Below are 11949 nucleotides of genomic sequence, written 5' to 3'. Positions count from 1 at the left end.
CCTCGGCATTCCCGATCCACGGGCGTGTTGACCCTAACCCCCTGAAAGCTCTACAATTCCGCTCCTGTCTGCCCTCGATGGCGGCCAGGGCATAAAATAACTACAGAAGAGGAAACACCCAATGTACGCAGTTCTAGTCACCGGCGGTAAGCAATACCGCGTGATGAAGGGCGAAACCTTGCGCGTCGAGAAGCTCGACGTCGAGGCTGGCAACGAGATCACCTTCGACAACATCCTGATGTTGGGCGATGGCGAAGGCGTGAAGCTGGGCGATGCGCTGAAGGGCGCCACCGTCACCGCTACCGTCAAGTCGCAGGGCCGTGCCGACAAGGTTCGCATCATCAAGTTCCGTCGCCGTAAGCACCACAAGAAGCAGCAGGGGCATCGGCAGTACTACACCGAAATCGAGATCACCGGCATTGCCGGTGGCGATAGCAAGTAAGGAGAAGCAGTCATGGCACATAAAAAGGGCGTAGGCTCATCGCGCAACGGCCGCGACTCCAACCCGAAGATGCTGGGCGTCAAGGTTTATGGCGGTCAGGCCATCGACGCCGGCAACATCATCGTGCGCCAGCGCGGCACCCAGTTCCATCCGGGTCCGGGCGTCGGCCTGGGCCGCGACCACACGCTGTTCGCGCTGGTCGATGGCAAGGTCGAGTTTTCGACCAAGGGTCTGAAGAAGCGCCGCACCGTCAGCGTGGTGACCGAGGCGTAAGCCTTCCGGTTCCCGCTGCACATTGGAAAGCCCCGCTTCGGCGGGGTTTTTCGTTGGGAAGCCGTGAAAAGGCGGGAACGGGGAACGGGGAACTGGGAATGAGAGATCACTACCTCTGACCCTTCCACATGCTTTCTATAGTCAGATGCGACGCGGTGTATGCCGCCATTCCACCGCAGGCCGCTAGACTCTTCCTTCGACGCACTATTTCATTCCCCGTTCCCCGTTCCCCGTTCCCCGTTCCCCGTTCCCCGCTCATTTCCGGTCCCCCATGAAACTAGTAGACGAAGCAGAAATCCAAGTCATCGCCGGCAATGGCGGCAATGGTTGCATTGGCTTCCGGCGGGAGAAGTTCATTCCTCTGGGTGGGCCGGATGGCGGTGATGGCGGCAACGGCGGCAATGTCTGGGTGGTCGCCGACGAAAACCTCAATACGCTGGTTGATTTCCGCCACCAGAAACAGTTCCGCGCCCAGCGTGGCGAGAACGGCATGGGCCGGCAGATGTACGGCAAGGCGGGGGACGATCTGACCATTACGGTGCCGGTGGGTACCGTCATCATCAACGTCGAAACCGACGAAGTGATCGGCGATCTGACCCGGCAGGGCGATCGCCTGCTGGTGGCCAAGGGCGGCAAGGGCGGCCTGGGCAACATGCACTTCAAGAGCTCGATCACGCGCGCGCCGCGCAAGGCCACGCCGGGTGAAGAGGGCGAGCAACGCTTGCTGAAGTTCGAACTGAAATTGTTGGCCGACGTGGGCCTTTTGGGCTTTCCCAATGCCGGCAAGAGCACGTTCATCCGCGCGGTGTCCGCGGCCACGCCGAAAGTGGCGGACTACCCCTTCACTACGCTGTACCCGAACCTGGGCGTCGTCAGTGTGGAAGCGCATCGCAGCTTCGTGATCGCCGACATCCCTGGTCTGATCGAGGGTGCCGCGGATGGAGCTGGCCTGGGTGCGCAGTTCTTGCGACACCTTCAGCGCACCCGGTTGTTGCTGCATCTGGTGGACATGGCGCCGGTTTCAGAAGAGTTTGCTGACAGCGGCGTGGTGGCTTCGCCCGCGGAGCAGGTGCGCGCCATCGAGCGCGAGCTGGAGCGGCATGACCCGGAACTGCTGCAGAAACCGCGTTGGCTGGTGCTCAATAAAGCCGATCTGATGTTCGAGGATGAGGCGCAGACGCGTGCTCGCGAAATCATTGACGAGCTAGGCTGGAGTGGCCCCTGGTACTTGGTCTCGGCGATCTCGCGTGAAGGTACCTGGCCGATCATGCAGGACGTGATGGCATTCTTCGACCGTCAGCGCGAAGAAGCGCAAGAGGCCGCGCAAAACGATGGTTGAGGCAGCGGCCTGTCACCCCTATGTAGAGCGGAGCTTGCTCCGCTGCTTTGAGGGTCTTGCCGAACGGAGAATGAAAGGCAGCGGAGCCCCGCGAGGGGATGCAACAAGCTCCGCTCTACGTTGCGGCCCTTCTCTCGAGACAACAAAAAACCCGGCCGAAGCCGGGCTTTTTTGTTTTCCCGTCAATGCCGTATCAGGCAGCGACCTGAAGGGCCTTGATGCGGGCGGTCAGGCGGCTCTTATGGCGAGCAGCCTTGTTCTTGTGGATCAGGCCGCGCGAGCTGAAACGGTCCAGAATCGGCTGGGCGACAGCGAAAGCGGCTTGGGCGCCGGCGGCGTCGTTGGAGTCAAGGGCCTTGAGCACTTTCTTGACGGCGGTGCGCAGCATCGAACGCTGACCTGCGTTGCGCGCATTGCGCACGACGGTCTGCTTGGCGCGCTTCTTGGCGGACTTGATATTGGCCACGGTGGGTTCCTGAAAGCTGGGGTAGAGATGAAATTGCGGGAAATTAGACAGAAAAGTATGGACTATTCAGGGGTTTGGGTCAACCCGGGCCGTTCGGCCGCGGAGAGCGCCTGATGAGCGGCCACCGCCTGCTGCGGTCCTCGGCCATTTTTAGCGCGATGACTTTCATTTCGCGGGTTTCGGGCCTGGTCCGCGATCAGATATACGCCATCGTGTTCGGGGCAAATCCGGCCATGGACGTATTCATTGCAGCATTCCGGATTCCCAATTTCATGCGGCGGCTTTCGGCCGAAGGGTCGTTCTCGATGGCTTTTGTACCGGTGCTGGCCGAGTACAAGGAGAAGCATGGACCCGAGGCCGTGCGGGAGTTGATCGACCGGGTCACCGGCACTTTGACGGCCGCGCTGGTGGTCATGACGGCGCTGGTTATCGCCTTCGCACCTTGGCTCACTCAGGTCATAGCGCCGGGCTTCGATGCGGGCGGCGAGAAGCACCAGTTGCTGATCGAGATGCTGCGCCTCACTTTCCCGTACGCATTGTTCATCTCGCTGGCCTCGCTGGTCGGCAGCATCCTGAACAGCTACCAGCGCTTTGCCATTCCCGCACTGTCGCCAGTTCTGCTCAACCTAGCGATGATCGCCGCTGCTCTAGGCTTGGCCCCGCTGATGGACGGTTCCGTCATGGCGTTGGCCTGGGGCGTGTTCTTCGCGGGCATCCTTCAGTTGTTGTTCCAATTGCCAGCCCTTGCCAAGCTGGGATTGCTGCCGCGTCCCAAGTGGGGTGCTGCCCACGCGGGCGTTCGCAAGATCATGAAGCTGATGGTGCCAACGCTATTTGGCTCGTCCGTGGTGCAGTTCAACCTGCTGTTCAACACCATGGCGGCGTCGTTCCTGATCGGCGGCAGCATGACCTGGCTGTACTACAGCGACCGCCTGTTGGAGTTCCCGTTGGGCATGTTCGGCGTAGCCATCGGTACAGTGATCCTGCCGCATCTATCCAGCCGCCATGCAGTCACCGATCCGGAAGGTTTTTCCAAAGGGCTGGACTGGGGTTTCCGCCTCTGTTTGCTCATCGGCATTCCGGCTTGTTTGGGCTTGGTTCTCAGCGCCGAGCCGCTTTTCGCGACGCTGTTCCAATATGGCAATCTGACCGCAGAAGACACGCGCATGATCAGCTGGAGCCTGATGGCCCAATCCACTGCGGTGCCTGCTTTTCTGCTGGTGAAGGTGCTGGCACCGGCGTTCTATTCGCGGCAGGACACCCGCACGCCGGTGAAGGCGGCCGTAGTCTCGGTGTTGGTGAACGTGGTGGCCACCGTTTTGTTCTTCATCGGTCTGCTGATGCTGACTGAGGTGGGACAGGCTGCGCTGGCGAAGGCGGACGGCCGGTACTTGGACGCGCTAGCTCACATCCCCGGTGCGCATGCATTGCTGGCGCTGGCGATTGCAGTGGCTGGCTGGACCAATGCGGTGCAGTTGGCGTGGTATCTGCGCCGCGCCGGCGTCTATCAGCGCCAGCCTGGCTGGGGCCGTTTCCTGCGTCAGATCGGTGTCGCCTCCCTGGCCATGGCCGTGGTGCTGATCGCCTTCCGGTTGGTCTGGCCGGATTGGTCGGACTGGGCCTGGTGGGAGCGCGGTTGGCATCTGGCGGTGCTGGTCGGCTCCGGTGGCGCGCTGTACGCGGCGCTACTCTGGCTGCAAGGCATCCGCTTGCGCGATCTGAAGGGGCATTGAGACTGGACGGGCCGGCTATACTTCATGGGATGTGGGTATTTCGCATCGGTCAGGCCGTTTCCGGTCGTAAACCAACCAAGCATCTATGAGCAGGCTGTTTCGTGACGTCGATGGCGGGCCTTTGTGTCCGCAGGGAAGCGTGGTCTGCATCGGCGCCTTCGATGGCCTCCATTCGGGTCACCGCGCGCTGGTGCGCCATGCGGTTACGCGTGCGCGTGAATGCGGGGTCGCTGCGGCGGCGCTGACTTTCGAACCGCTGCCGCGGGAATTCTTCGCCAAAGAGAATCCGCCGCCGCGCCTGACGCTGGCGCGTGCCAAAGTCGAAGGGCTTCACGCACTGGGCGCGGATTGGGTGGGTTTGCTGCGTTTCAACGCCGCACTGTCTGCGATGAGTGCGGAAGAGTTCGTCAGGACCGTGCTGGTGAAGCGCTTGAATGCGCGGGAAGTCTGGATTGGTCCCGAGTTCCGGTTCGGCCATCGCCGTGGCGGCGATCTGGCGCTTTTGCAGCGAATGGGCAGCGACCTGGGTTTCACTGCCGGCGAAATCGAACCGGTGCACGTGCAGGACGAACGCGTCTCCAGCACCCGCATCCGCGAGGCGCTGCGCAACGGCGATTTCTCGGGCGCGGCGCGGTTGTTGGGTCGACCCTACGCGATCAGCGGACGTGTGGTGCGAGGCAAACAACTAGGCCGCACGCTGGGCTTCCCAACCGCCAATTTGCGCTTCCCGAAAACACCGGCGTTGTCCGGCATCTATGCCACCTGGGTGCATGGTGTGGGCGACCATCCGTGGCCTTCGGTGTCCAGCTTCGGCACCCGGCCTACCGTGGATGGCGTGGAGCCGCTACTGGAAGCACACCTCTTCGATTTCGATGGCGATTTGTACGGCCGCCATATCGAAGTCGAATTCGTCGCAAAACTGCGCGAAGAATTGAAGTTCCCCGATCTGCCCAGCCTTACCGAGCAGATGCAACGCGACGCCGAAACTGCGCGTCGTCTCCTTACCGCAGAAAAACAACGAGCGACGGCGTGACTCAGGATTACAAAGCCACACTAAATCTGCCCGCAACGGAATTCCCGATGCGCGGCGACCTGCCCAAGCGCGAGCCGGACACACTGGCGCGCTGGGAAGCCGATGGCTTGTACGCGCAGCTGCGTGACAACGCCAAGGGCCGCCCGCTGTTCGTGCTGCACGACGGTCCGCCCTACGCCAATGGCGCGATCCACTTGGGCCACGCGGTCAACAAGATCCTCAAGGACATTATCGTCAAGTCCAAATACCTGGCCGGTTTTGATGCGCCCTACATTCCAGGCTGGGATTGCCACGGCTTGCCTATCGAAATTGCCATCGAGAAAAAGTACGGCAAGGTCGGCGTGAAACTGGATGCGGTGGAGTTCCGGCAAAAGTGCCGCGAATACGCCAACGGACAGATCGACATCCAGCGCAAGGACTTCAAGCGCCTGGGTGTTATAGGCGATTGGGAAAATCCGTATAAAACGCTGGACTTCCGGTTCGAAGCGAACGAGATCCGTGCGCTGGCCAAGGTCGTCGCCAATGGTCACCTGACGCGCGGCGTGAAGCCGGTGCATTGGTGTTTCGACTGCGGTTCGGCATTGGCCGAAGCGGAGATCGAATACCAGGACAAGGTTTCACCCGCCGTCGATGTTGCCTACACAGCGCGCGATAGCCAGGCGCTGGCGCGTATCTTCGGTGTGGAGTTGCCGGCGGGCGTGGACATCGCATTGCCGATCTGGACCACCACGCCCTGGACGCTCCCGGCTTCGCTGGCGGTGTCGTTAGGCGGCGACCTGGAATATGCACTCGTCGAAGGTCCACTGCATGACGGACATCGCCGCTGGCTGATTCTTGCCGATGCGCTCGCGGCGCGTGCGCTGCAACGCTATGGCGTGCAGGAAGCGGTCGTGCATGCGCGCGTCAGCGGCACTGCGTTGGAAAATCAGATGCTCGCGCATCCGTTCTATTCCGAACGCGACATTCCCATCGTGCTGGGCGATCACGTGTCGGCCGAAGACGGCACCGGCGCCGTCCACACCGCGCCCGGCCACGGCCAGGACGACTATGTAGTGGGCAAGCAATATGGCCTGCTCGATAAATACACAGCGGCGCAGCTCAACCCGGTGGATGGCCGTGGCGTCTATCTGCCTTCGACCCCGCCTGCGAATGGTGTCGAACTGGCCGGCCTGCATATCTGGAAAGCGAACGATGTACTGGTCGACGTACTGCGCGAGAACGGCTCGTTGCTGGCGTTCGCCAAGTTCGAGCACAGCTATCCGCACTGCTGGCGCCACAAGACTCCGATTGCATTCCGTGCCACGCCGCAATGGTTCATCTCGATGGAGCAGGCCAACCTGCGCGCCGATGCGTTGGAAGCGATCAAGCACGTAGGCTGGTTCCCGCAATGGGGCCAGGCACGCATCGCCGGAATGGTGGAAGGCCGCCCGGATTGGACCATCTCGCGCCAGCGCACCTGGGGTGTGCCGATCGCGTTGTTCGTGCATCGCGAAACCGGCGAGCCGCATCCACGCAGCGTGGAACTGATGCATGCCGTCGCGGATCGCGTGGAGCAGGGTGGCGTGGACGTCTGGTACACGCTGGACACGGCTGATCTGTTGGGCGCCGAAGCCGCTGACTACGACAAGATCACCGATATCCTGGACGTCTGGTTCGATTCCGGCATCACCCACGAGGGCGTACTGCTGGAACGCGGCCTGGGCAAGCCGGCCGACCTGTATCTGGAAGGTTCGGATCAGCACCGCGGTTGGTTCCAGTCGTCGCTGCTCACCGGCGTGGCCATCGACAAGCGAGCACCGTACAAGCAGTGCCTGACCCACGGCTTCACCGTGGACGAGCACGGCCGCAAGATGTCCAAGTCGCTGGGCAACGGCATCGAACCGCAAGACATCATGAAGAACCTGGGTGCGGATATCCTGCGCCTGTGGATCGCCTCGGCCGACTACAGCAACGAGATGTCGCTGTCGCAGGAAATCCTGAAACGCAACGCCGACGCCTATCGCCGCCTGCGCAACACCGCGCGCTTCCTGTTGGGCAACCTGCATGGCTTCGAGCCCGCGCGCGATCTATGCCCGTTGGAAGACATGGTGGCGCTGGACCGCTGGATCGTGCACCGCGCCTGGGAAACCCAGCAGAAGATCACCGCGGCTTATGAGCGCTACGATTTCGCCGAGATCGTGCAGGCGCTGTTGAACTTCTGCAGTGTGGATTTGGGTTCGTTGTACCTGGACGTCACCAAGGATCGTCTGTACACCATGCGCGGGGATTCGCGCGGCCGCCGCTCGGCGCAGAGTGCGATGTACCACATCGCCGAGGCGTTCGTACGTTGGATCGCGCCGGTACTCAGCTTCACCGCAGACGAAATGTGGAATTATCTGCCGGGCAAACACGTCGGCAACGTGCTGTTCGCGACGTGGTACGACGGTCTGGCGCCGATGCCGACGGATGGTGCGCTGTCTGCGCAAGATTTCGACCAGCTGCTGGCCTTGCGCGAACAGGTTTCCAAGGTGCTGGAGCCGATGCGCGCCAACGGATTGATCGGCGCCGCGTTGGAAGCGGAGATCGCAATTTCCGTCAACGCCGCGACGGCCGCCAAGTGGCAGCCGCTGGCCGAAGAACTGCGTTTTCTTTTCATCAGCGGCGACGTCACGGTAACGCCGGTAGATGCGGACGAAGTCTTTGTCCTGGCCGAACCGACCAAGAAGACCAAGTGCGTGCGCTGCTGGCATCATCGCGCTGATGTCGGTGCGCATGCGGAGCATCCGGAATTGTGCGGGCGCTGCGTGAGCAATGTGGACGGACAGGGAGAGGATCGGAAATGGTTCTAGGCTTTGCTGTCTTCGCCTGAGAGAGTGATCTGTTCGCATTCCGTAGCACGCTTTCCGTGATCCGATAGTCCATTCCCTCATCCCCTTCGGGCACCCCGTATCAGGTACGGGGCAGGCTCTTCTCCCAGAGGGAGAAGGATTAAAAACAAAGGCATTCATGTCGAAACATCCAAAACCCAATGCGCTGATCTGGCTGATCCTGTCGGTGGTCGTCATCGCATTGGACCAATGGTCGAAAGCCTGGGTGCTGCGCGACCTACCGGAGTACACCGCGATCCCCGTGATCGAGGGCTTCTGGAATTGGTATCGCACCTACAACACCGGCGCTGCATTCAGTTTCCTGAGTGACGCGGGGGGCTGGCAGATATGGTTCTTTACTGGTTTGGCGGTGGGGATCAGCGGGTTGCTGACGTTCTGGCTCTCGCGTGCCGCCCGGGGTGACTGGCGCCAGGCGCTACCGTACTCGCTGGTGGTTGGCGGGGCTTTGGGCAACGTCATCGACCGGCTGATGCATGGCCACGTGATCGATTTCATTCAATGGCACTGGCGCGATCATTATTGGCCCGCCTTCAACCTGGCCGATTCCGCCATCGTGGCCGGCGCCGTCGGTATTGCGCTGTTCGGGCTGTTTGACGGCAAGCGTAGTAAGAAAGCGTGATAATGGCGTGCCAACGTCCTTGTTGAAGAACCCGCCTGACCGGACGGTCCATTTATGAAAGTCTTGCTCGCCAATCCCCGCGGTTTCTGCGCCGGCGTCGACCGTGCCATCGAAATCGTCAAGCGCGCCATCGAGACGCTGGGCGCGCCCATCTATGTGCGCCATGAAGTGGTGCACAACCGGTTTGTGGTGGACGATCTAAAGCAGCGCGGCGCGATCTTCGTGGAAGAGTTGGACGAAGTGCCGGATGGCGCCACCGTGATCTTCAGTGCGCATGGTGTTTCCCAGGCGGTTCGGAAGGAAGCCGATCAGCGCGGTCTGAAGGTGTTCGACGCCACCTGTCCGTTGGTAACCAAAGTGCACTTCGAAGTCGCCCGCCATTGCCGAGCCGGCCGTGACGTAGTGCTGATCGGGCATGCCGGCCACCCGGAAGTCGAAGGCACCATGGGCCAATGGAGTGCCGAGGGCGGCACCGGGCACATCTATCTGGTCGAGGACATCGATCAAGTCGCCTCGCTGCAAGTCGGCCAGCCGGAAAACCTGGCCTATACCACCCAGACCACGCTGTCGGTGGACGATACGGTGGGTATTATCCGGGCGCTGCAGGACAAGTTCCCGAAGATGCAGGGGCCCAAGAACGACGACATCTGCTACGCCACTCAGAACCGGCAGGATGCCGTGCGCGATCTGGCCAAGCAGTGCGATCTGGTCCTGGTGGTCGGTTCGCCCAACAGTTCCAACTCCAATCGCCTGCGTGAGCTGGCCGAGCGCGATGGCGTGGAGTCTTACCTGATCGACGGCGCACAGGAAATCGACCCGGTCTGGGTCGTGGGCAAACAGCGTATCGGTGTAACCGCCGGTGCCTCTGCCCCTGACGTGCTGATAGACGGCGTCATCCAGCGCCTGCGGGAACTGGGCGCCAGCGGCGTCGGCGAGTTGGAAGGCGAGCCGGAAAATATGGTCTTCGCGCTGCCCAAGGAGCTGCGGTTGCGGTTGGTGAGTTGACCGGGCTTGGTTCTGGCGCGTTTTTGGCCCAGATAGTTGCCGCGCCGTCGTCCCCGCGAAGGCGGGGACCCAGCGACTTGACCAGCCATTCGGCTGTTGAGAACCGTCCAGATCGCGGCCAAGTCGCTGGGCCCCCGCCTTCGCGGGGGTGACGAAACAACCTCCCACTATAAACATTGATTCGAAAATGTTCTAGCAGGGGTACGGACAGCGCGATAGCTGCGGCATGTCCACTCCGTTCATCTGTTCTGTTTTGTTGGCCGGCCATTGCCGGCTTTTTCGTCTCTAGTAAGGTCTGGTCCGAATAACTCGGCTATTCGAACAGGAGGCGGGGTGATATTCGACTATCGAAACGATCCGTTTTCGGAGATCGAAGTCGATCTTTGCATTATTGGCGCCGGCCCGGCGGGAATCACCATAGCGCGGGAGTTCCTGAACACCTCCGTGACCGTGTGCGTGCTGGAAAGCGGAGGGATGAATGCGGAAGCAAACAGCCAGATGCTGTGCGAAGGAACTTCGGTTGGCCAGGCCCCCTTCAATGCCGCGGCTTGCCGTTTACGCGCTTTCGGCGGCAGCACCAATGTGTGGGGTGGCGGTTGCATCCCGCTATCCCATCTTGATTTTGAATGCCGTGAATGGGTGCCGCATAGCGGTTGGCCACTGAGTTACGAGCAACTGCAACCTTTCTATTCCCGTGCCCGTTCGCTATTGAGGATCGACGGACATGATTTCGGCGAAGGCTCTTTCCATACGGCTCCTGCACGAAAGCCGCCGTCATTCGACGAAGACAAGCTGGTCAATCGCAATTTCGTTCTCAGCCCGGTCTACTTTGCCGAAACCTACGGTGAAGACCTGAGGCGTGCGCCCAACATCCAAGTGTTCCTGCACGTCAATGCACTGCAACTGGAGAGCTGCCCCGACGCGCGGAGTGTTCGGCAAGTGCAGGTTTCCTCGCTTCACGGACAGCGCGGAACCGTGCGTGCAAAGCAGTACGTTCTGGCGAGCGGTGGAATAGAAAACGCACGATTGTTGCTGCTTTCGGATTCGGTCGCGAAGGCAGGATTGGGTAACGACCGCGATCTGGTCGGGCGCTATTTCATGGATCACCCCAGCGGAATCCTGGGCACCCTGACTACTGGCGCTTCAGAGCAGGTAACGTGGGCCTATAACCGAAAAGGCGGAAAAGGCGTTGCACCTGCTTTTCCCGAACTCTGTTTGTCCGAGCCCGCGCAGCGCGGGCACCGACTATTGAGCAGCCGCGTTCGGCCGATCGCCGTCGAGGGTCCGGTCCCTCGGGGAGTGAGGGCCCTGCGTGATTTGCGTAAAGCCATGCGTAAACCCTCGCGCGATGATTCGATGGCCTTGGAAGGGAAGATACATACCGGCACACCCGGCATGGCGGGCTGCGGTGCGCCGCAGCCGGCAGCACGCACAATGGGCTCGCTGGCTCTGGATCTTGGCGGAGGATTCGGCGATGTCGCCCGAGCCATGCTGCGGAAGCGGGCCGGAAAACCCCTGGTGGAAACCGAACGCGTCGACGTAGTGGGCTTTTTCGAGCAAGCCCCCAATCCGGACAGCCGCATAACGCTAGGGCAAGAAACCGATGCGCTGGGCCAGCGCAAGGTGCGCATCGATTGGCGGCTGACCCCACTGGACTGGCATACCTATCGGACGGCCGCGTCAATGTTCGGCTCCGAATTGGCGCGGGCCTGCAACGGCCGATTCGAACTCCAGCCGTGGCTGGCCAACGGACGCGACGAGAGCCCGCAGATCCAAGGAACCGCCCACCACATAGGCACCACGCGCATGGCGGAACACCCCAGTCAGGGCGTAGTGGACCTCAATTCCCGCGTCCACGGCATGAGCAACCTCTATGTCGCGGGCAGCTCCGTATTTCCCACCGGCGGATGGGCGTTTCCCACGTTCACCCTGGTATCCATGAGCCTGCGCCTGGCCGACCACCTGCGGCCTTTGCTATGAATCCCGCCCGTTCACGGACGCTCCGAATTGACCACACCCCGCGCGACGCCTAGAATCTGCAGCCCCGCCGGAATAGCTCAGTTGGTAGAGCGGCGCATTCGTAATGCGTAGGTCGTAGGTTCGATTCCTATTTCCGGCACCAGGTTAGACAAGGCCCCGCTGATGCGGGGCTTTGTTTTTGCAGGGTTCCGT

Annotated in this window: 10 protein-coding genes and 1 tRNA gene; 10 read left to right on the top strand and 1 reads right to left on the bottom strand. The window is 61.4% G+C overall.

Annotation, left to right across the window (positions count from 1 at the left end; all coding sequences use genetic code 11):
* The first annotated feature begins 121 nt into the window (after positions 1 to 121).
* The 3 genes from rplU to obgE all read left to right on the top strand — a co-directional run bounded on the left by rplU (position 122) and on the right by obgE (position 2054).
* Entirely contained in the window at positions 122 to 442 is a 321-nt protein-coding gene (gene rplU, locus AB6O04_RS13230; RefSeq protein ID WP_337342202.1) for a 50S ribosomal protein L21, read from the top strand.
* Positions 443 to 454: 12 nt separating this feature from the next.
* Positions 455 to 715 (top strand): 50S ribosomal protein L27, encoded by a 261-nt coding sequence (rpmA, locus tag AB6O04_RS13225; protein WP_337342201.1) that lies wholly within the window; start codon positions 455 to 457, stop codon positions 713 to 715.
* Positions 716 to 986: 271 nt separating this feature from the next.
* A complete protein-coding gene (obgE, locus tag AB6O04_RS13220) occupies positions 987 to 2054 on the top strand; it encodes a GTPase ObgE (protein ID WP_368564477.1) in 1068 nt (355 codons plus the stop codon).
* A gap of 193 nt (positions 2055 to 2247) precedes the next feature.
* Here obgE and rpsT read toward each other — a convergent pair whose 3' ends face one another.
* Positions 2248 to 2520, bottom strand: a complete 273-nt coding sequence (gene rpsT / locus AB6O04_RS13215) for a 30S ribosomal protein S20 (RefSeq protein WP_337342199.1) — start codon at positions 2518 to 2520, stop codon at positions 2248 to 2250.
* A 113-nt stretch (positions 2521 to 2633) separates the two neighbouring features.
* On the opposite strand from rpsT, the gene murJ reads away from it, so the two are divergent.
* The 7 genes from murJ to AB6O04_RS13180 all read left to right on the top strand — a co-directional run bounded on the left by murJ (position 2634) and on the right by AB6O04_RS13180 (position 11899).
* Complete coding sequence (murJ, locus tag AB6O04_RS13210; RefSeq protein ID WP_368564476.1) at positions 2634 to 4253, top strand: murein biosynthesis integral membrane protein MurJ; 1620 nt, start codon at positions 2634 to 2636, stop codon at positions 4251 to 4253.
* Positions 4254 to 4338: 85 nt separating this feature from the next.
* Positions 4339 to 5286, top strand: a complete 948-nt coding sequence (locus AB6O04_RS13205; RefSeq protein WP_368564475.1) for a bifunctional riboflavin kinase/FAD synthetase — start codon at positions 4339 to 4341, stop codon at positions 5284 to 5286.
* Complete coding sequence (ileS, locus tag AB6O04_RS13200; protein ID WP_368564474.1) at positions 5283 to 8114, top strand: isoleucine--tRNA ligase; 2832 nt, start codon at positions 5283 to 5285, stop codon at positions 8112 to 8114. The genes AB6O04_RS13205 and ileS overlap by 4 nt, the downstream gene beginning before the upstream one ends.
* Positions 8115 to 8271: 157 nt before the next feature.
* The gene (lspA, locus tag AB6O04_RS13195) at positions 8272 to 8772 is read left to right on the top strand and encodes a signal peptidase II (protein WP_368564473.1); all 501 of its coding nucleotides are present in this window, start codon (positions 8272 to 8274) and stop codon (positions 8770 to 8772) included.
* Between the two features lie 54 nt (positions 8773 to 8826).
* Complete coding sequence (gene ispH / locus AB6O04_RS13190; RefSeq protein ID WP_368564472.1) at positions 8827 to 9777, top strand: 4-hydroxy-3-methylbut-2-enyl diphosphate reductase; 951 nt, start codon at positions 8827 to 8829, stop codon at positions 9775 to 9777.
* A gap of 333 nt (positions 9778 to 10110) precedes the next feature.
* The gene (locus tag AB6O04_RS13185; protein WP_368564471.1) at positions 10111 to 11757 is read left to right on the top strand and encodes a GMC oxidoreductase; all 1647 of its coding nucleotides are present in this window, start codon (positions 10111 to 10113) and stop codon (positions 11755 to 11757) included.
* 66 nt (positions 11758 to 11823) lie between these two features.
* Positions 11824 to 11899 (top strand) — tRNA-Thr (locus AB6O04_RS13180).
* Positions 11900 to 11949: the final 50 nt, after the last annotated feature.

Origin of the sequence: Pseudoxanthomonas sp. UTMC 1351 (genome assembly GCF_040948865.1) — a bacterium.
Lineage (GTDB): Bacteria > Pseudomonadota > Gammaproteobacteria > Xanthomonadales > Xanthomonadaceae > Pseudoxanthomonas_A.
The sequence above is the reverse complement of the archived record's forward strand: the minus strand, read 5'-3'. Positions and strand labels throughout refer to the sequence as shown.